The organism is Saccharopolyspora antibiotica (genome assembly GCF_047200635.1).
In the GTDB taxonomy this organism is placed as follows: Bacteria; Actinomycetota; Actinomycetes; order Mycobacteriales; family Pseudonocardiaceae; genus Saccharopolyspora_C.
On the sequence record NZ_JBJZOI010000029.1, the window covers coordinates 36211 to 59579 of the forward strand.

General features: G+C 72.3%; 1 protein-coding gene (running past one end of the window). It reads left to right on the forward strand.

Annotated elements, in window-relative coordinates; all coding sequences use genetic code 11:
- The coding region annotated (locus ACL03H_RS21430; protein ID WP_412813089.1) for an amidoligase family protein crosses the window boundary (this coding region is incomplete at its 3' end): on the forward strand, positions 1 to 23369 show 23369 of its 29369 nt. Its footprint extends 6000 nt past the window's final position.

Sequence of the window (23369 nt, forward strand, 5' to 3'; positions counted from 1 at the left end):
GTGAGCAAGTACGAGACCACCGAGCTGCCCGACAAGCTCCAGAAGTTCTTCAAGATCACTCTCGGCATGGAGTGGCCGGAGGGCAACGAAGGCGGTCTCCGGGCGCTGCACGACGCCCTGGAGCGGTACGCCGACAAGGCCGAGGCCATGGCGTCCAAGCTGGAGTCGGCGGGCGCCGACATCGACGACTCCCTGGACGGCGAGACCGCCGACGAGACCGTCCGCTACGTCAAGACGGATCAGCCCGGCTACTGGCGCGAGCAGGCCGTGGTCGCGCGCGACCTGGCCAGCAAGGCCAACGACGCGGCAGCCGACATCCAGAAGAACAAGATCATGTTCGTCGCGATGGCCGCGATGACGCTGGCGACGGTGATCTCGCTGATCGCCTCGCTGTTCGGCGCCTTCATGGTGCCCGCGGTGCTGGCCGCCGCTCGCGTCGGAATCACCGCGCTGCTCCGCGAGCTCATCAAGCAGATCGCGTCCAACGTCGTCAAGCAGCTCACCCGGGTGCCGCAGGCGATCAAGGCGGGCGGTTGGCAGGCCGGCGCCAAGGCCGCTGGTTCGCAGGCCTGGAAGCTGGGCAAGTACCCGGCCGGCGGCGCTGCCTTCGGCGCCGGTGTGATGGGCGGCCTGGACGCGGGGATCCAGTACTTCCAGAAGGACGTGCTGGGCAACCGCGACAACATCAACAAGGAGTCCATCAAGGGGATGGTCATCGGCGGCGCCATCGGCGGCGCCGCCTCGGGTCTCGCGGCGGGTGCGGCTCGCGGGATCGGCAAGAGCATCGGCGATGTCGTCGCCAACATGAACAAGAAGATCGCCGACTTCAACAAGCGGCTCAAGCTCCCCCCGAAGGATCAGGTCCCGGAGAAGAAGCTCACCCGGGGCCAGGTCGCGTTCGGGCGGTTCACCGACGGCGTGGCCCAGATCGTCTCCGTCGCGGCGAGCAACCCGCTGGTCTACCTCGCCACCGACGACAAGCACGGCGTCGCCTCGGACGGCATGTTCGGCGCCTTCGCGCGCGGGGGTGCTGGCGGCAAGTCCGGTGGCACCGGCGGGAAGGGCGGCAGCGACGCCCCGACGATCAGCGACATCCAGGGCCCCCCGCCCCTGGAGATCCCCGATCTGGACGGCAAGGTCGGCGGTGACCGGGGCGGCGCGGACTCGGGCAAGCTGGACACCACCGGTGGGGACGGCAAGGTTTCCGGGGACCGGCGGGGCAGCGCGGACTCGACCACCTCGACCACCTCGACGCTGCCGAGCTACGAGCACGCCACGGAGGGACCGCCCTCCTACGCGGAGGCGCAGAACTCCAGCGGCCAGACGAATTCGAGCGGCCAGTCCAACTCGAGCGGGCAGTCGAACTCCAGCGGCCAGTCGAACTCGAGCGGGCAGTCGAACTCCAGCGGGCAGTCCAACTCGAGCGGCCAAGCGAACTCGTCGGACTCGTCCACCAACTCGAACTCGTCCGGCTCCCAGTCGTCGAACCAGTCGGACTCGTCGAACCAGTCCCAGTCCGGTCAGTCCGGTCAGTCGGACTCGTCGAACCAGTCCCAGTCCGGTCAGTCGGGCCAGTCGGGCCAGTCGGGCCAGTCCGGTCAGTCGGACTCGTCGAACCAGTCCCAGTCCGGTCAGTCGGGCCAGTCCGGTCAGTCCGGTCAGTCGGGCCAGTCCGGTCAGTCCGGTCAGTCGGGCCAGTCCGGTCAGTCGGACTCGTCGAACCAGTCCCAGTCGGGCCAGTCGGGCCAGTCCGGCCAGTCCACGTTCGGTCCGTCCCACTCGGTCGGCCAGCCGAGCTCCGAGCAGGGCGGCCTGGTCACCGCGAACGAGGACGGTCAGACGTCCGCGCGGGACGTCAGCACCGGCGGCACCAGGCTCGGCTCGGTGTTCACGAACACGGCCGCCTTCGCGCCGGTCATGACCGAGTCGGGCGGTTTCGGCTCGGCGGACAGCGGCGGGGGCGCCGGCGAGGTGCGCACGTCGAGCGACGGCGGCGTCTCGGGCCTCGGCCAGGACCAGTCGTCCTCCTCGCAGCAGGTCTCCTCGAACGGGTCGCCGGAGTCCAGCCAGAACCAGGCCGCGGCGGTCGTCGGTGGCACTGGCGGGGGCCAGAACTCGGGCCGTTCCGTGGTGATGGGCGACGACGTCTCGCAGCGGGCGGTCGGTGCCGACCGCGGCGGTTCCTCGCTCGGGACCTCGTTCTCGCGCGGCGGCGGTGAGACGTCGAGCAACGCGCCCGCCGCCCCGATGCGCGAGGTCCGGAGCGCGCAGTTCCCCGGTTCCGGCGAGGTGCGGACCTCCAGCGACGGCAGGGGCGCTTCCGGCGACGCCCGGACCTCGGGCGAGAAGGGTTCGGACGGGCTCAAGATCGGCCAGCCGCGGACGTCGAGCGAGAGCATCACCGGCCTCGGCCAGGACGTCCAGGCCCCGCCCGCGGCGGAGCAGCTCGCCCAGGAGCAGGTCGCGCACGAGTCCGGCTTCGCCGACTCGAACGGTCCGGTGCGCGACCAGTCGATCGCCCCGCCGGAGAGCTCGACGTCGCAGGACGGGCAGTCGCCCGTCGACTCGCGGCAGCAGGACTCCGGCGGCCGGACTCCGCTGGCCGAGGAGGTCGAGGGTGCGGCGCGGTCGTTCGACGAGATCGACCCGGTCCGTTCGGAGGACCTGCTCGACAGCACGGCCGCGCTGCTCCGCCGCTCCGGTGAGACCCCGAGCACCGTGCCCACGCCCGTGTGGGAGGCCGTCGCCTCGCACCTGGCGCAGGGCGAGCCCGGGCGCGCCGAGGAGCTGGTGCAGCGGTACGGCCAGGAGCGCGAGTCGTTCGCGAACACCGAGCTGGCCGGGGCGACCGGCCGGCCGGGCCAGTTCGACTCGACCACGCCCTCGGTGCAGGACGGCGACCGCGGCGGCGCGGAGAGCACCCGGACACCGGAGGAGTCGGCGAACGCGGATCCGGCGCGCGAATCCGGCGGTCTCGTGCGGAACTCCGAGGACGAGGCCGGGGACGCCCGGGCCCGTGACGCCGAGTCCGGTGCGCGCGACGGTGATGGTGTCGTGCGTGACGCTGAGTCCGAGGTGCGGGACGGCGACGGTGCGGTCCGGAGTTCTGAGCCGGAGGTGCGCGACGGTGAGGGCGTTGTCCGTGACGCCGAGTCCGGTGCGCGCGACGGTGATGGTGTTGTCCGTGACGCTGAGTCCGAGGTGCGGGACGGCGACGGTGCGGTCCGGAGTTCCGAGCCGGAGGTGCGCGACGGTGATGGTGTCGTCCGCGACGCGGAGACCGGTGCGCGCGACGGCGACGGTGCGGTCCGGAGTTCCGAGCCGGAGGTCCGGGACGCCGGTGGTGTCGCGCGCGACGCCGAGACCGACACCGGGAATTCCGGCGGCGCGGTCCGGGTTTCCGGCGGCGAGGTCCGGAACTCCGAGGAGGCCGTCCAGGATTCCGGCCCCGCCGCGCGGAATTCCGAGACCGAGGCCCGGGAGGGCGACGGCGTCGTCCGCGAGTCCGAGACCGAGGTGCGCGACGGCGAGGGGCTGATCGCCCCGCAGCCGGTGCACGGTGGCCAGCCCTCGGCCACCCCGGCGAGCCAGAGCACCCCGAACCAGAGCACCCCGAACCAGACCGCTCCGAGCCAGGGCACCCAGAACCAGGCCACCCCGAATCAGGGCACCCAGAACGTGCCCGGTCAGCAGCCCGCAGGCCGTCAGGCCACCCCGGCCGTCACCTCGCAGGGCGAGCCGGGCCAGGCGCGCGGCGGCGAGCAGCAGAGCAACCGGGGCGCGGACTCCCGGGGCCCGGCGACCGAGAGCACCAGCCCGCGCCGCACCGAGGACGGCCGCGCGAACGAGCGCGGTTCCCAGGTCGGCACACCGGAGCAGCGGACGGCCACCGCGACGGCGACGCCCACCACGGCCACGACCTCGCGCGGTGGCACCCCGAGCTCGAACGCCCGCGAGGGCAGGCAGGATCCGCCGCTGCCGCCGGTGTTCGCCGCGCTGCTGACCGATCCGGACCTGGTGAACGCGCCGCTTCCGGAGGCTCCGCGCGCACCGCGGGGCGGCAGGCTCAACGGTCCCCTCGAGCAGGGCGAGGCCCCGCTGCGCATCCCGCGCGCGGACGAGGCCGTCGTGAGCCTGGGGCCGCGCGGCGGCCGCTCGGTGGTGATGGGCGGGGAGGGCACCGTCGCGCGGCGCACCACCACGACCGAGCAGAACCCCGCGGCCGGCACCTCGTTCGCCCGCGACCTCCCGCTGCCGGAGGAGCTGTCGAACGCCGCTCGCACCTTCGGCAAGCTCGGCGCGAGCCGCTCGCGCGACCTGCTCGACACCGCGGCGGTGCTGCTGAGCCGCGCCGGAGAGATCCCGGGCAAGGCGCCCACCACGCTGTGGGAGGCGCTCGCGGCCCGGCTCGCGAAGGGGGAGCACGGTCGCGCGGACGAGCTCGTCCAGCGCTACATCCAGGAGAAGTCCTCGCTGGCGGGCACCGAGCTCGCCGGACGCACCGGCAGGCCGGACGGCGATGGCAGCACTCCGCTGTCCCCGGTGAGCACCAACCTGTTCAGCGAGGGCACGCAGACCCGCGACGGCGACGGCACGCAGCGCGACGACGGCACCGGCCAGGACGGCGAGGGCGCTCGGGACTCCGACGACCCGGACAGCTCGGGCGGGAAGAAGGCCGAGGACTCCGACGGCCGGAAGGACGCGCCGGAGGAGAAGAAGGACGCCGACCAGGCGAAGGACTCCGAGGACGAGTCGAAGACCCCGAAGCCGGTCGAGGAGATCTTCGAGTCGCTGCCGGACTACGTGCGCAGCGGCCAGTCGCTCGGCCCGATAGAGCAGATCGGGGCCACCCGCCGCTCGAACCTGCCGGAGGACACCCGGGCGCTGGAGTTCACCGGGCCGGACGTGGTCGCCCACCTCAACAGCCTGCTGCCCAACAGGAAGGGCAAGTGGGAGGACGTCAGCGTCGTCCAGCGCCGCGTCGACAACGCCGTCAGCTCGCTGGTCGGCACCGGGGACATCTTCACGGTGCGCAAGGGCGGCGAGTACTTCGAGCTGTTCATCCGCGCCATCCCGCAGTTCGACCAGATGAAGTCGGTGAAGCCCTCCGACGAGACCATCAAGGCGAGCGCCAAGACCGAGAAGTCGTCCTCGTACACCAGCGCGGAATCGCGGGACAAGTCGTTCTCCCCGCAGCTGGCGTTCACCTCGATCCCCGGGCTCTACATCTACCTGAACCCGACCGTGCCCGGCGGGTTCAGCGAGCAGCACCTGGCCGAGCAGAGCCAGAAGCACGGCGCGGAGCACAAGTACGCGATCAAGTCGCTGCACGACGTCGACGTGCCGATGAAGTTCGAGTTCTCCCTCCGGGACGCGAAGGACCGGACGGTCACACCGCCCGGGGCCGAGCGCGAGCTCTCCGGCGGCCGGAGCAACCAGCGGTTCGAGCCGTACACCGTGTCGGAGACGGCCGACGTGGCGATGCGGGTGCCGATCGGCCTGTCCAACGGCCGCTCCATCGGGAACGTGCTGGCCGAGGCGCACCAGAACCTCGACACCTACCACCAGTCGCCGAGCCAGCGCGCGCACCTGCGGATGGCCGAGCAGGGAGTGCACGAGCTCGGTCAGCTGGGGGAGGCGGGCAGCCGCGCGGTCCGGGACTCGGCGCCGATGGGTGTCACGGTCCACACCGGACCGCTGGGCGGTTCGTTCTTCCGCCAGGTCCAGCACCTCCTCGGCAAGCGGTTCCGCGACGAGAGCGCCGTCGACTCGCACGGCCGCCCGGTGCTGCGGGAGTTCCTGCACAAGGACAGCATCGCCGAGCGGCTGCCGGAGATGACGGTCTTCGAGGGGGCGCACCCCGAGGCGGGCTGGGTGCAGTCCGGCGAGATCTACAAGGGCCGCAACCTCTCGCTGTTCCGCTCGCACCCCGGAACGAAGATAGAGATGCGGGCGGTGGCGACCTGGATCAAGGTCGGCGACGAGCACGGCGACGTCAAGCACTCGGACTCGCGGACGATGAAGTTCGGCAGCAAGGACATCCGCACGGCCGAGCGCACGGGCGGGCTGAACGCGATCGGCGGGCCCGGTTTCGGTTGGGGCAACCTCCGGGCGGTCTTCGGGCCGAACGCCGGGTTCACCCTGGGCCACTCCCACGAGCAGAACGTCAGCCGGTCCACCGAGCTCACCGAGACCGTCGACACCACCGGCGAGACCGCCCGCTACCAGCTGGGATACAAGATCCAGGTCCGCCCGCTCGGCGGCGAGCCGGTGACGCTGGACGGAATAGTGGCCGCCGACGTGCTGGGCGACCGCGGGAAGGCCGCCGAGGCCGGACTGTTCGACGGCACCCCGCTGGCCGACGCGCACCGTCCGGAGAACTTCCGTTCCGGTGAGGAGCGCACGCACTTCCTGCCGGAGTCGGTGGAGCGCGGCCACACCTTCGTCGGCGGTCTCACCGACCTGCCCGTCGGGCGCGACCTGTTCAACGGCCTGGCGGATCTGCTGCGGGACATCCCGCTGCGCGGGAAGGTGCGCCTCGACAAGAACATGTTCGTCCGGCAGTTCGACGACGAGGCCTTCGCGAAGGGCCTCTCGGCGAAGATCGCCGACGTGCTCAAGCGCGGGCGCAACCTGGCCGACCTCCTCGCCGACGAGGAAGTCGTCAAGCAGCTGGTCCCGCACATGGTCGACGGACCGCTGCACCTGCCGCTCAAGCGCGAGTCGCTCCTCAACGACTACGTGTCGGTCGTGCGGCTGTCCCTGGACACCAGCAACATCCGGGACGGTGAGCCGGTTCGGCCGGGTGGGAGCCCCGCCGGGGGCGGCGCCCGCCTGGACGGCGACGGCACCACCGGCGGCGGCCGCTCCGGGGACGCGGAGGGACGGTCCGGGGAGGCCTCCGGCAGCAACGACCGCTCCGGCAAGGACGGCTCCGGCAAGGACGGCGGTTCGAAGGACGGTGACTCGAAGGACGGCGACGCCGCCCTCAACACCAGCCGGAAGGTCAGCGACGAGACCACGATCAAGTCCGGGCGGTTCCGCAAGCGCGGCCTGATCGGCGGCATCCAGGGCAGGCTGTACGCCGCGCTGGGCATGGGCGGCTACGTCGTCAACGGCGGTTACCGAGTGGAGGGCAACCGCACCCGGCGGCGCGCGTTCGAGTTCGGCCGGGAGACCGCGGTCGAGCGCAAGCGCGGCGGCAGCATCGCACCGGACGGCAAGCTGACCGACCACGAGCTCCGCGCGTTCCGGGCGGACTTCGAGTTCAAGGCCGAGGTCCTGTCCTACAAGCGGCCCAGCGAGGGGATGCGGCGCATCCGCCCGCAGCGGCGGGGCAGGCACGTGCCGGTCTTCCAGGAGCTCACCAAGGACTTCCCGGTCGCGCTCTCGCCGGAGGAGCGGTCCCGGCAGAAGCCGAACCCCAACGCGGTCCCCGCGATCACCAAGCGCGTCGACGCCCGCTTCGTGGTGCCGGAGAGCCTCCTCAGCGACGAGGATCCGCTGGCGGTGACGCACATGGAGGACTTCTCCCGCCCGGAAGCGCACGTCGAGCAGATCCCCGATCCGCCCGCCCCGCACCTGCTGCCCCCGGGGTCGAGCCGCAAGCTCGACGGCGCGTCGCTGGTCGGCTTCTCCGGCGGCAAGATACTGCGCGAGATGGCCACCGACCTGCTCGGCCAGGTCACCCAGAACGACCCGATCGTCCGGTTCCCGGTCCCGGAGGTCACCAGCCCGCTCGCGCACATGCTCGGCGTGGACCGCATCCAGAGCGACCCCCGGCTGTTCAGCAGGCCGCGCACCACCTCGCTGTCCTGGTCGCGGGCCCGCCGCGACCTGTCCATCGAGATGGGGACCTCGTTCAAGCCGGTGCTGGACACGGCGACCCCGGTCACCCGCAGCGAGTACGAGCAGGCCACCCGCGAGCTGACCGGCAAGGCGAGCACCGGGCGCACGACCGGCTGGAACGTCAACCACGGCGGCTACGTCGGCGCCGTGTTCATCGGGCCGATGGGCGACGGCGTGCAGACGGGCTCGCACGACGTGGACGGGCTCGGGCTCGGCGTGGTCAACCTCCAGCCCTACAGCCACTCGCGGGCCGCGGAGAGCTCCCGCTCGATGGAGAGCGGGCAGAAGCTCACCGTCGAGACCCCGCCGGAGAAGGTGTACCTGGCGCGGGTCAAGGTGCACGCCGGGATGGTCGCCGAGGCCACCTACAAGGGGAACTTCGACCCGCTGGAGTGGTTCCCCCGGGCTCGACCGCGGCGTCGCGGGCAGTACGTCGAGCTGCCGGAATCGCAGCTGATGTGGCTGACCAAGGAACAGCTCGACGAGCTCAGCCCCGGCCTGGCCGGCGAGCGCGGTGGTGCGGAGACCTCGGGGTCGACGAACGCGGAAGCCGAGACCACCGACTCCTCCGGGGAGAGCCCCAGCGGCGACCGCACCGCCGAGCTGGCCGCCCCCCACCCGGAGCCCTCGCTGCCGCTGCCGTCCGCCCTGGACCCGAGCCGCGCGGTGCGGCCGTCGTTCGGCCTCGGCGGCATCATCGACCCCGTCGACCTGGTGGACCAGCTCGGCGAGATCCGCGAGAACCTGAGCAGGGAGCTCGGCGAGGACGTCGCCGAGGCGCTGCTGCCGGACACCTCGGCGGGCAGCGCGCGCAACAACCACACCTCGCTGCAGGCACTGCTCACCGACGTGAACAACTCGGTGGAGCAGGTGCTCAACGGCGGCGAGCGCACCCAGCTGCGCTACGAGCGCCGGTTCAAGGGCAACACCTACCGGTTCACCCTGGACGCGGACTTCCAGCCCGACCGAGGCCCCGGGTCCATAGGGCACGTGGACAAGCTCAAGGTCACCAACCTGGCCACGAGCGCGCTGGAGAAGGTCCGCACTCACGGTCGGACGCTGCTGACCACGATGTTCGTGGGTCGTCTCGGGGTGCGCGCCACCGAGCTCCCGCCGAGCGACTCGCACGGCAGGCAGAACCAGGACAGGGGGATAGGAGCGGCGGGGGTGGGCATCACCCCGCAGATGCGGTGGGGCAACCGGAACCAGCAGCTCACCAACAAGGACGAGGTCGGCCACGAGCGCTCGGCGGAGACCAGCGGCCCCGTCGCCGAGCACGGCGGGCGGCTGCGGCTGAACCTCCGGGTCGCCCAGGGCGACAACCCGCCCACCCACGCGATCTCGGTGGACCGCCAGGTCTCGGTCACCAAGCTGGTGGAGGAGGCGCTGCCGGAGCCCGACGGCAGCCGCTACGGCCAGACCGCGCACAGCGGGGAGCTCACCGCCGCGCAGACGACCCCGGAGGCGCTGGACACCTGGCGCGGCGAGGGCAAGTTCACGCTGCCGACCGCGGACGCGCACTGGGGCGAGCACTTCTTCGGCAACATCGAAGAGCTGGTGGCGGCGGGGCGCGGAGCGCTGGAGGATTCCCGCGCCGACCTCCCCCGGGACATCGACGACGCGCTGGCGACCGCGATCACCGTGGCCCAGTTGTTCTCCCGGCTGCCCGACCAGATGGACGGCACCTTCACGCTCCCGCTGCCGGACCTGAACCGGACGCTGGAGTTCCACGCCCGGGTCCCGGAAACCCCGAAGTTCGCCAGCACCAGCGGATCGGTGAAGTTCGAGGGCAAGACGAAGCCGAAGGACGAGCGCACCGCCCAGGTCGAGTCCGGGCACATGATGGAGCTGCGCACGACCGAGCCCTGGGGATGGGGCGGCACCACCCAGCCCGTGGAGAAGAGCCCCTACGCGTTCGGCCAGAAGTCCGGCTACGCGGCGCGGGACCTCGTCGCGCTCTCCTCCCGAGACCCCGCCAAGCTGCTGCAGAGCGGTGAACTGCACTCGGAGGACGCGGCGCGGATGCCGATCTCCGACAAGGTCATCCACAACGAGGAGACGGTCACCAGGGCGCTGCTGAGCGGCCTGGAGTTCCGCGTGGTGGCCCGCGAAACCGGCGGCCTGCTCAACTTCGGCGAACCCAAGGTGGGCGGTCGTTCCGTCGCCTTCCGCGACGCCTTCGTCTCGCGGCTCTGGGACGACGACGCCACCGCGCGCACCGGGCACGCGATCTCGCCCGACCTGATTCAGGCCACCAAGGACCTGGCCACCAAGGGCGAGGAGTGGTCCAAGGCGGACAAGGCGCTCAAGGGAGCGCTGGAGGCCGACGGCGTCGCTGGGCCGAGCCGCACCGGGGAGACCGAGGCGGTCGCCAAGGCGCAGGCGGACGAGTCCCGGGCCCGCTCCGAGTACTCCAAGGCCAAGCGCAAGTGGGACGAGCTCACCGCGGCCGAGCACGTCCGGGACGCGCGCACCCGCGAGGAGGCCCGGCAGAGCGAGCGCCGTGCCGAGCAGGAGCGCGCCGAGCGCATCGCCAATCCCGCCTCGCAGTACCGGCTGCCGCCGATCCGCCGCGCATCGGAGGGCGACGACCTGCTCGCGGGCTGGCAGGAGGTCGTCGAGTACGGCCTGCCGAGTTCCTCGGGCAGGACAGCGCCGTCGAGCTCCTCGGGCACGCCGGCGCTGCCGCGGATCGAGGAGGAGGTCGAGCTCTCCGACCTCAGCCCGGAGACCGGTCGGGAAAGCACCGGCAACCCGCCCGCCGAGGTCCCGGCGCCGCGCCGGGAGCGGGACGCCTCCGGCGAGGACGGGCGCGAGGGCCGCGGCGAGGACGGCGGCCGCGACAGCTTCGACTTCGCCCGGGACCCGGAAGCGCAGAACTGGCGCCGGATGCTGGGCCTGGCGAATCCCGAGCAGGAGGCCGCGCGCGGACTCGGCGGAACGCTGGACGAGGTCGGCCCGCTCGGCGAGCCGGTCGAGCTGGACTCGCTGCCGGGCACCGAGCGCGAGAGCGACGCCACGCCCCCCGCTCCGGAGAACCGCCCCGGCCGCCGGGTGGCGATGGGCGGGGATCCCGCTCCGCACCGCGCGCTGGTCGACGCGCTCAACGAGGCCGCCGCCGAGCACACCCGCAGCGGCCGCGAACCCGCCCCGCGCACCGAGCTGCTCGGCCCGGACGTGTTCGGACTGCGCGCTCCCGACCCGGCCCCCGACTTCCTCGCCGGGCACGACTACTCGAACCTGCCCGCGGACCGGGTCGTCAGCCTGCTGCAGTCGCTGGACATGGCGCGTCCGCAGGGGCGCCCGACGCACGCCGAGATGGCGCCCGACGCGCTCACCCCGCAGCCGGGCTCCGTGATCACCTCGCACCGCTCCCCGGCACAGCGCGAGAACTGGGCACCCAACCCGACGGAGCCGCTGCCGGAGACGTTGGAGATGCCGCGCCTGCGGCACCACGTCTGGCTGGGCGGCCCGCTCACCGGTACGGGCAAGCCGGGATTCCACCGGGGCACCATCGGTGACTTCGCTCGGGCGCACGCCGATCAGCTGGAGACGGTGCTGTGGACCGACGTGCCGCGCTCCCAGGTCGAGCAGGCCGCCGCGCACACCGGGCCGATGAGCGCCGATCACCCGCTCGCGCAGGTCCGCGAACTGCTCGGCTGGGCGAGGTCGAACAACGTCCGCCTGGTCAACCTGGACGAGGTGTCCAGCGGGGACCGCCCGCTGCTGGGCCACGAGTTCATCGCCAACGAGCGCGCCAAGATGACCCCGGCGGGCTACGCGGGCAGCAGCGACGTCCTGCGCCCCGCCCTGGTGCACCGGTTCGGCGGGATCTACCTGGACGGCGACAACGCGCTGGTGGACCCGCAGAGCGTGTTCGACGTGGCGCTCACCAAGCCGGAGGCCTTCGCGCTGCACATCGATCTCGAGAAGGAGATCTTCAGCAACTCGGTGGTCGCGGCGCCGCGCCATCACCCGGCGATGGTCGCCTACCTCGATACCATGATCGGGAAGTACGAGAAGCCGTACTCCGAAGTGGTGGACTCGAGGCTGCGCAACGCCGCACCGGAGGCCTTCGACAACCCGAAGCTCGCGATGCGGCGCCACTCGATCTGGGAGCGGACCGGCCCGGGCAACCTCGAAGAACTCGCCGCATCCCTGGGGCACCGGGACGTGCTGGACATGCCCGGGCTCGATGGCGTCGTGGTGCAGAGCGCCGGGTCGTGGATGTACCCGGCGACCCCGCCGCCGAGGGCGTGGGACGCGGCCGCGACGCAGCGGTTCACCCAGAACGTGATTCAGACCCTGGTGCGCGGCCTGCACAACCGGCCGGGCGAGCTGATGCTCACCGAGGTCGGTGACGTGGTGAAGACCCACCCCGATCCAGATCTGATCTGGAACTCGGCGATCACCTTCCTGACCGAGCACCCGACCTTCGGGCCGATGATCGAGGGCGTCACCTTCGCTCGCCACGACTACGGCGAGCTCAACCAGCACGAGCTGCCCGACCACGCCGTCAGCCTGCTCAACGCCGACGAGGACGCCGCGTACGTCCACTACGGCGAGGTCGGCCTGCCCACCCGGATCGAGAACCCCGGGGAGCGCGGGGCGGACCCGGTGTCCATGGGCGCGGACCCGATGGACGGTCTCGTGCCGGAGGGCACCGGCACGGACCTCACCTTCGCCGACGTGCAGTTCCTGCCGCTGCCCGCGGGCAAGAGCGGGGAGTCGATCGGCGTCGCCTTCCCGCGCGGCGCGGACGAGGCCGCGTCGATGCGCAGCGCGTTCGAGAACGGCGCCGGCGACCGGTTCAAGCAGCTCTACGGGGTGCCTGCCGACGCGGACAACTACCTCGTCGCCCCGCACTTCAAGGACGGCCGCTTCACGGTCGTCGACAACGCAGGGACCACGCACCGGCTCGACCACCAGGCGATGACCAGGCTGCTGCTCAGCGCCGGTCGCCCCGGCCCGACGTGGTCGCAGAGCACCAACCTGCTGTGGTTGAGCTGCAACCTCGGCGCGCCGGAGAACTCCCGGATCGGGAACGAGCTCAACGCGCTGCTGTCCGAGGAGGTGGGCGAGCAGCGCGCGCCCGTCGGCGAGCCGGGGATGTACCCGGAAGGCGGCGTGGACCTGACCGGGAGCGCCGGGATCACCCGCCTCGGTCCGGGGGAGGAGGCCTTCCTCCCGGACTACGACCAGGTGTCCGAGCCCTCGGGTCACCGGGACGTCATGGGCGGCACCCCGCCGCCCACCGACCCGGAGCAGCTCCGGTTGCTCGGCTCCGCGCGCGACTCGCTGGCCGCCGCCCAGCGCCACCTCGCGGTGCTGCCGCCGGACGCGCTGCCGGAGGCCCGCGCGCGGGTCGCGGCCTGGCGCCAGGCCTGGACCGGCGGCCAGGTGTCCGCGCTGGACGCGGACGGGCTGCGCTCCTTCGACCAGGCCGCCCGGGACCTCGCCGGGCAGGTCCGGGAGACCCGCTTCGAGCAGCTGATGGAGCTGCACGAGCAGGCCTCCGACCGGATCGCGGACGGCGTCGAGGAGCCGAGGTTCTACGAGAACGGCGTCCCCGGCGGCGTGAGCTCCCGGCCGGGCGTGAAGATCGGGCTGGAGCTCGAGTTCCACATCCCCGAGGACGACCCCAACGCCTTCGAGAACGTGGTCACCGAGCTCGGGACCGAGCTCGACGCGAAGGGCTACCTGGAGTGGGAGCCCGAGACCGAGCTGCGCAGCGCGGAGGACACCCCGTCCCAGGAGATGCACGCCCGGGGCAAGTGGGCGATGGTCGAGGAGATCTCGGGCGTCCACGAGGTCGAGGTCATCTCGCCGATCCTGCGGCTGGACCAGCAGCCGAACATGTGGGACGACGTCGACTCGGTGCTGGACAGCATCGAGGAGAACGGCGGCAAGGCCGAGACCACCGGTGGCCACGTCAACATCAGCTTCGACCGCCCGCTCGGCGCCGCCGAGTACCTGCGGCTGGCCCAGCTGGGCAAGGCATTCGAAGCCGTGATGTACCGGCTGGGCAACTACCAGATGGGTGAGAACCAGCGGTCGCTGGGCCTGGTCGGCCCCAACCCGGTGCCGCCGGACGCCTCGAAGGTCACCACGCCCGCCGACGTGCGCGCGCTCAGCCGGGACAAGTACGACGCGATCAACTTCAGCCACGTCCGGGGCGGCCCCAGCGACCGGGTGGAGTTCCGGTTCTGGGCGGGCAGCACGAAGTCCAGCGTCTGGCAGACGCACGTCGAGCTGAGCGCCGCGATGCTGGCGGCGGCGATGGACCCGTCGATCCAGTCGCGGCTCGACGAGATGATGAAGGACCCGGAGCTGGTCGGTGTCGGCGGCGGCTCCGGGCTGCGCAACCTGATGGACTTCCTGGAGCTGCTGCCGCTGAGCCCGGAAGCCCAGGAGCAGGCCGTTCAGCTGTTCTCGCTGAACGACCCGTGGGTGGACACGGGGACGAACGACCTCTACTGGCGCACGCAGACCGTGAGCCTGCCCGACGGCGGTTTCTACTTCCCGCACGACGGCAACACGGTCGACGCCGCGGTCAAGATCGCCCGGAGCGTGCAGCCGCACCGCGACGCCGACGTGGTGATGGCCACCCTGGACTCCGAGTCCGGGAACGTGAAGCTCTGGAACGGCGAGACTCTCTCCGGCAAGGACTTCATCGACACCATCAGCTTCCGGCGGATGGGGTCGCGGAACGCGATCGCGCTGGCCATCAACGGTGTCGCCGGCGCTCCCTGGTTCTCGGAACTGGTGAACCACTTCGGCGATCTCGGCAAGCCGGTGCTGACCGCGACGAACTCGTTGCTCACCCCGGACGGCAGCCTCGTCGCGGCGACGATGCGGACCGGCTCGGACGGCAGGATGCGGCCCGGCCCGGATCCGGTCGGCTGGGTGGAGCACCGCCCGGGTGGTGCCCGCCCCACCGGGCAGTTCGACCTCGGGCACGCGATCGCCCAGGTCGTCGGCCCTCCCGCGCAGGCCCGGCGCCCGGACGTCGTCATGGGCGGCGACGAGGGGTCGCGACGCACCAGCCTCGACGAGCACTTCGCGACGCAGGACCGCGCCGACGCCGACGTCCCGCCGCCTAGCAGGGGCGACGCGGTCGACGCCCGGCAGCGCGGTGGCGCGGACAGCGCCGCGAACGACCCGGCCGCCGTCGAGCGCGTCGTGTCCGATCTCCAGGACTCGCTCGTGGAGCGCCGGAGCGAGGCGACGCCGCTGCTCGGCGAGGACCTGTTCGGCCTGTTGAGCCCGGCCTCGACCCCGGATTTCCTGACCGGGCTGGACATCCCGGGACTGGACCCCGCCAAGCTGCCGTCGCTGCTGGACGCGATGGACCTCACGCACGACGCGCCCTCGCGAATCACCGCCGACGGCCTGGAGAGCCGCCCGGACCAGGTGATCTCCGTGCCCGTCCCGGAGGAGCGGCGCAACGCTTGGGCGCCCGCCGACGGACTTCCCCCGCTGCCCGAGACCCTCGATCTGCCCAAGCTCCAGCACTCGATCTGGATGGGCAGCCCCGTGCAGGCCGCGACGAGGTCGGCGGAGGTCTTCCAGAACTACGGCTCGGCGTCCTCCCGCTTCGACGGGACCTCGGTGCTGTGGACGGACATCCCGCGTGCCGAGTTCGAGGCGGCCCGCAACTCGGAACCGCCCGCCGATGGCTCCCCCGACCCGCACGCGGGGACCCGGGAGATGCTCGGCTGGGCGCGCGACAACCGCGTCCGTCTGATCAACTTTGACGAGTACTTCCACGAGGGCAACCCGCTGCCGCTGCAGGGTTACTTCAACAGCGAGGGCCTGCGGATGTCGGGCCCCGGCTGGGCGGCCAAGAGCGACATCGGCCGGTTCGCGCTGCTGCGCGAGCTCGGCGGTTTCTACACCGACGGCGACAACCGGGTTGGCGACCTGTCCCGGGCCGAGGAGATGGTGCGCACCCAGGAAGGGTGGGCGTGGCTGTCGGAGTCCTCCAGCAAGATGGACAACGCGGCCTACGGAATGCCGCGCAGGCACCCCGCCGCCGAGGTGATGCTCGAGCTCATGGGGGAGCGCCTCGGCGCGAACCAGGAGGAGCTCTACGGGGCGCGCAACGCCGACGCCCCCAAGGAGTTCTTCCGCGAGAACAAGATGCGTCTGCGGCTCAACTCGCTGATGATGCGCACCGGGCCGGACCTGCTGTTCCAGCTGGCCGAACGGCTCGGTTACGAGAACGGCCACGGCATCCCTCGGATCCGCACCGTCCAGGTCATGTCCGCCGAGAGCTGGCTGTCCGGTCCCGAGCGCCCGCCTGCGCTGCTGGACGGTCCGGAGGCCACCGCGGACCTGACCCGCAAGGTCGTGCAGACGTTGGTCCGCGACATGCACAACCGCGAGGGCGACCTGCGGCTGACCCGGTTGAAGTCTGCGTTGAGCAAGCACGCCGATCCTGACCTGGTGCTCACCAGCGCTCTCCGCTTCATCGCGGGACACCCCGACCTGGCCGGACAGGTCCGGTCGATCACCACCACGGCCTGGGACCGCGGCGAGTTCAGCGAGGTGCCGATCCCGCAGGCGGCTCGCGATGCCTTCGTCCTCTCCGAGACCGGCCGGCAGCAGTGGCTCGCGGAGTTCCTGACCCACGCCGTCGCGCGCGGCACCGCCGACGCGGACCTCGCCGCGCGCGCTGAGGAGGGCTGGCGCGCGTCCGACGCGGAGCTGATCGAGCGGGCGGGCGACCTCTACGGTCTGGACCGGCCGATCCGGGAGGACCTCGACCTGGTCACGGCCCTGGATCGGCTCGCCGAGCCCGAGCCCTTCCAGCCCCGTCCGGGCGCGGACGCGCTGTTGCGGCTGGCCGACGAGATCGACATCCCGGCCGGGCCCCGTGAGGAGCGGTTGGCCTCGTTGCTCGACTTCGCCCGGCGCAACGAGGACGCGCTGCTCACCCGTCAGGACTTCTTCAACGCCCCGCGCGACCAGGGGCCGAGCTTCGCCGAGCCCCAGTGGCGCGAGCCCCAGTGGGATCAGCCGAGCCGGGACTCCGACTCCGACTCCGATGACGGCCTCTTCCAGCGTCCGCCCGCCGCGCGGCGTGGCTCGGACTCCGACTCCGATGACGGCCTCTTCCAGCGTCCGCCCGCCGCGCGGCGTGGCTCGGACTCCGACTCCGATGACGGCCTCTTCCAGCGTCCGCCGGATCGTGCGGGTTCGGGTGCGTCGGCGCGGCGGGATTCGGATTCGGACTCCGACGACGGCCTGTTCCAGCGTCCGCCGGGGCGCGTGGTCATGGGCGGCGACGACGTCGTGATGACCGATGTGCCCGGGGCGCCGCGGGACGAGCGCGCCCGGCTCGCCTCCGAGCTCGACGACACCGTGGCGCAGGTGCGGCGGCACCTCGACTCGATGCCCGCCGACGTGGTGCCGCGGCTGCGCGAGCGCGCCGAGCTGTGGACCGACGCGGCGGACCAGGGCGCCTTCCGCGCCGCGGCCGCCGAGCAGTTGCGTCCCCGGCTGGACGAGGCGCGGCAGCTGCTGCGCAACGTCCGGACCCAGCGCACCGCGCTGCTCGCGCAGCAGTTCTACGACGCCCGCCGCGCCGCCGCCGAAGGCGAATCCCCGGTGGAGTTCCACCTGTTCGGCGTCGAGGGCGGCCAGTCCTCCCGTGCGGACGCGCGGCTCGGGTTCGAGGTCGAGGTCGAGTTCAAGGGCGCCTCCGCCGCGTCCGAGATCGCGGAGCTCGGGCTGTCGCTGCAGGAGCAGGGCACGACCTACCACTCGCAGCCGACGAGGAAGGTCGACACCGCCGAAGCGCACGCCGCGGACAAGTGGGCGTTGGTCGAGGAACCCGACCTCGAGCACGGCGTCGAGCTGGTGTCGCCGATCATCCGCCCCGGTGACGAGGAGGCGATGCCCTGGGCCGACCTGCAGGACATGCTGGAGACCGTCCGGGACAACGGCGGTGCGGCCGGGAGCAAGACCGGCGGGCACATCAACGTCAGCTTCGAGGGCCGGGTGCTCACGCCCTCCGAGTACGTGCGGCTGGCGCAGCTCACCAAGGCCTTCGAATCCACGCTGTACCGGCTGGGCAACCACCCGGGCGACGTCGGGCACCGCAACACCTTCCAGGTGGGGCCGAACCCGCTGCCGATCGACCCGGCATCGGACCTGACCTACGCCGACGTCCGCGAGCTCAACCACGAGCGCGAGGAAGCGGTCAACTACGGCAACGTCGACGGCGGACCGGGGGACCGGGTGGAGTTCCGCTTCTGGGCGGGCAGCACCGATCCGGCGTTCTGGCAGGTGCGCGCCGAGCTGAGCCTGGCGATGCTGGCCGCCGCGCAGGACCCCTCGATCCACGCCCGCCTGGACGAGCTGATGGCGGAGCCGCAGCTGCTCGGGCGGAGCTCGGCGGATGTGCCGGACCTGCTGAACCTGCTGGAACTGCTGCCGATGAGCCCGGAGGCGCAGCAGCAGGCGGTGCAGCTGTTCGCGGCGACCGAACCGTGGGAGAACACCGGCACCAACGACACCCGGCTGCGCACCCAGACCGTCGGGATGCCCGCCGGCGGGCTGCGGTTCCCGACCCCCGGCACCTCGATCGCCGAGGCCGTCGAGACCTCGCGGCGGACCATCACCCCCGAGGGCGCCGACCTCGTGGTCGTGGAGCAGGCGCCCGGCGGCACCGGGGTGCGGCTCTGGGACGGCAGCACGCTGCCCCCCGCGGAGTTCATCGCCGCCGTGGAAGCCCGGGTCATGCACCGCGAGGACGTCTCGATGCTCGTGCTCGCCTCCACCGGCGGCAGCCGCGCCCCGTGGCTGGCGCAGCTGGTGGACAGGCTCGACATCCCGGTGCTGACCACCGAGTCCGCCGTGGCGCAGGGCCACGACGGCTGGATCACGGCCGTCGACCCGGTGGTCGACCCGAACACCGGTGCGGTGCACCACCGCCCCTCCACCGACGGCTGGGTGCTGCACGAGAAGGGCGGGATCACCCGGCCCAGCGGCCAGTTCGACCTGGCGCTGGCCGTCGCCTCCCTCGAACCCGACAGCTCCCGCCACTCCGACGAGGACAGCTCGATGGTGTCGTCGGAGGACGAGGGCTCCCGGGCCGGTGACCCCGAGGGCGAGCGCAGCCTCGTCATGGGCGACGAGGACGCCGCGATGCCGGACCTCTCCGGCCTGCCGCCCGCCGACGAGCGCACCCAGCTGATCGACCGGCTGGGGACGACCGTTCCGCAGCTGCGGCGGCACCTCGACTCGCTGCCCCCGGACGCCCTGCCGAACAACGTGCTGCCGCAGCTGCGCCAGCGCGCCGCCGCCTGGGAGCAGGGGCTGAACTCCCAGGCCTTCGCGAACGCCGACCTGGACCGGTTGCGCGAGCGGGTCCAGCAGTCCGAGCAGCTGCTGCAGAACGTGCGCGGCGCGCGGGCCCGCTCGATGGTGCAGCAGTTCCAGCAGGCCCAGGCCACCGCGCGGTCCGGGGCGTCCCCGGTCCAGTTCCACCAGCAGGGCGTCGCGGGCGGAGCGTCCTCGCGGCCGGACCTGCGGGTCGGGCTGGAGGTCGAGTTCCAGTTCCGCGGCGACAACTACAACGCCCGGGTCGGCTCCCTCGGCAACACCCTCTGGCAGCGGGGACTGCTCGCAACACCGGCCATGCTCGACAAGGGCGACACCGCCGGGTCGCACTCGGCGGGCAGGTGGGCGATGGTCGAGGAGCACGCGCACGACCAGGGCGTCGAGATCGTCTCGCCGATCCTGCGGCCCGGCGCGCCCGACAGCGAGGCCTGGACCCAGCTGGACGCGCTGCTCGACACCGTTCGCCAGGACCCGCACCAGGGCGACGCGGCGCGCACCGGCGGGCACGTGAACCTCAGCTTCGACCGGCACATGACGCCCGCCGAGCACGTGCGGCTGGCCCAGCTGATGAAGGTCCACGAGTCCGTCCTCTACCGGCTCGGCAACCACCCCGGCGGCTCCTCGCACCGCGACACCAACCAGGTCGGCCCGAACCCGTTGCCGCTGGACCCGCGGTCCGAGCCCACCTTCGCCGACCTCCAGGAGCTCAACTGGGGGCGCGAGGACGCGATCAACTTCCTCAACGTCGAGGGCACCCCGCAGGACCGCGTCGAGTTCCGGTTCTGGGCGGGCAGCACCGACCCCGCCCACTGGCAGGCCCACGTCGAGATCAGCGCCGCGATGCTGGCCGCCGCGCAGGACCCGTCGATCCACCCGCGCCTGGACGCGATGATCGCCGACCCGAACCTGCTCGGGCGCGGGCCCGCCGAGCTGCCGGACCTGTTGAACCTGCTGGAAATGCTGCCGATGAGCCCGGAGGCGCAGCAGCAGGCGGTGCAGCTGTTCGCGGCGACCGAACCGTGGCAGGGCTCGGCCGCCGACGACCGGAGCTTCCGCGCGCAGTCGATCAGCCTGGGCGAGGGCGGGATGTACTTCCCCGGCCCGAACACCCCGACGCCGGACGCGGTCACCAGCGCCCGCGGGGTCGTCCTCCCGGAGGGCGCGAATCTGCTCGTGGCGGAGCTGACGGCCGACCGCTCCGGTGTCTCCCTGTGGAACGGGGGCGCCGCCACCCCGGCCGCCTTCGCCGACGGCATCACGGTCCGGCGCGGCATCGGCATCGAGCGGCCGGTGGTCTTCGCGGCCTCCGGCGGCGGCCTCTCCCCGGTGCTCGCGAGTGTCGTCCAGGAGGCGTACCACCCGGTGCTGGCCACCAGCAGCGATGTCGTGCGGACCGCCGACGGCAGGCTGCTGGCCGGCCGGATGGCCCCCGGGCCGGACGGCAGGCTGGTCTTCCAGGCCGATCCCGCCGGCTGGCAGGTGCACCGGCGCGGTGAGCAGACCTGGTCCACCGGCGAGGCCGACATGACCGCCGCGGTGGACGTGCTCTACGACAGCGGCCGCTACGACCCGGAGGCCTCGCCCGAGGCGAGCATGGAGATGGGCGGCGACCGGGCCGCTGCCGCCGAGGCGCCCCCCCGGGGCAAGGACCTCACCTTCAACGACGTCGAGATCGTGCCGCTGCCCGCGGGCAAGGACGGGGAACCGATCGGCGTCGGGTTCCCGCGCAGCGATCTCGAAGCCGAGATCATGCGCAACGCCTTCGAGAACGGTGCGGCCGGGGAGACGGCGCGGCTCTACGGCGCACCCGCCGACGGCGACAACTACGTCGTCGCCCCGCACTTCAAGGACGGCCGCTTCACCGTCCGGGACAAGGCGGGCGTGCTGCACCAGCTCGACGAGGGCGAGATGACCAGGCTGCTGCTCAGCGCCGGTCGCCCCGGCCCGGCGTGGTCGCAGGACACCAACCTGCTGTGGCTGAGCTGCCGCCTGGGTGCCGAGGGGAACTCGCCGGTCGGCGCCGGGCTGCACGATTTGCTGGCCGGGGAGGTCGGGCAGCAGTACGCCCCGCACGGCAGGCCGGAGCTCTTCGAGGGCGGCGGCGCGCGTCTGCTCGGCTCGCAGGACATCTCCCGCTTCGACGACCCGGAGGGCACCCGCGGCCCCGGCGATCCGGACTCCGCGGACCTGCTCGCCCCGGAGAACGAGCGCAGCGTGCGGATGGTCGACGAGTCCCCGGGCAGGCTCGACTCCCTGGCGTGGAAGTCGGCGGCGATCCGGCGGCACCTGGACGCGCTGCCGCCGGAGGCGCTGCCGGAGGTCCGCGAGCAGGTGGCCGGGTGGCCGCAGTCGTTGACCGCGTTGAACTCGTTGTCCGACGCGGCGTTGGGGTCTTTCGAGCGGGCGACGAACGGGTTGCTCGATCAGCTCCGGCAGCAGCGGGCCCGCTCCGTCGCTGATCTGGTGCGCGGCACCGAGGCGGCTCGCGCCGACGGTGTGCGGGAGCCGAGCTTCCACGTCGGTGGCGTTCCGGGGGGTGTGAGCTCGCGTCCTGGCGTGAAGGTCGGCCTGGAGGTGGAGTTCAAGTTCGTCGGCACGGACCACGAGGGCGCCACGGCGAAGGTCACCCAGCTCGGCACCCGGTTGGAGGAGGCCGGGCACTCCGAGTGGCACCCGAACGCCCCGGACCCGGACGAGCCGTCGTCGCCGATGAGCGTGGACTCCGACACGGACTCCGAGTACCAGGACTCCTCGCGGTGGAACGACAGCGAGCCCGACCTCGAGTCGAACGTGCTGACCGTGCTGACCGACCCGAACGACGGACTCGTGGCGCAGCTGCACGAGCGGGACAAGTGGGCGATGGTGCAGGAGAGCGCCCACGACTACGGCGCCGAGCTGATCTCGCCGATCCTGCGCCAGGATGAGCGGCCGGAGATGTGGGCCGAGCTCGACTCGATCTTGCGTGAGGTGGAGTCGGTCGGGGGCAACGCCGACAGCACCGGCGGTCACGTCAACATGAGCTTCGAGCAGCCGTTGACCCCTCGGGAGCACGTGCGGCTCGCGCAGCTGGCGAAGGGCTTCGAGGCGGTGCTCTACCGGCTGGGCAACCACGTCGGTGGCGGTCAGCGGGCGATGCACATGGTCGGCCCGAACCCGATCCCCCCGGACCCGGCCAAGATCACCACTTCGGACCAGGCCCGGAGGCTGAACCGGGACCGCTACGAGGCGATGAACTTCGCGCACGTCGCGGGCCGGGCGAGCGATCGGGTGGAGTTCCGGTTCTGGTCCAGCAGCACGAAGGCGAGCGTGTGGCAGGCGCACGTCGAGATCAGCGCGGCGATGCTGGCGGCGGCCAAGGACCCGTCGATCCAGCCGCGCCTGGACGAGCTGCTGCGCTCGCCCAAGCTGGTCGGCAGGGGGAGCGGCGACGGGGTCCTGGACCTGGTGGAGTTCCTCGAACTGCTGCCGATGAGCCCGGAGTCCCAGCGGCAGGCCGTCGAGCTGTTCGCGCTCAACGACCCCTGGCGCCCGACCGGCGAGAACGACACCCACCGGCGGGTCCAGACGGTCAGCACCCCGGACGGCGGGCTGATGTTCCCGTCGCCGCGGTTCTCCACCGAGGCCGCGGTCCAGGCCGCCCGCGAGCTGCACCCCTACCCCGACGTCGACCTGGTGATGGGGGAGCTGGACGCGCAGGGCAAGAACCTCCAGCTGTGGAACGGCGAGGTCATGTCCGGGCCCGACCTCATCGAGACGATGGGGATGCGGCGGTTCGGCGCCCGGCACGGCATCGTGATGGCGATCTCCGGGGTGAGCCGGGCGGACTGGTTCCGGGACATCTTCGAGCCCGCCAACTTCCAGGACGAGGCCGTGCTGGCGGCCACGCACGTCGTCCGGTCCCCCGACGGCAGGCTCTTCGCGGCGAACGTCGTGCAGGGTCCCGACGGCAGGTTGCGGGTGCAGCCCGACCCGCAGGGCTGGGTCATGCACGGCGACTACGCGGTCGACGCGACGCACAAGGCCGACCTCGGCGACGCCATCAAGGTGATGCAGCAGCGGCTCGGCCTCGACCAGCCGCAGACCGGTCCCGGCCACGCCGAGCAGACCGGCCCGGCGGGCGGCGACCGCAGCGTCGTCATGGGCGACGACCCGGCCCCCGCCGTGCCCGCCGA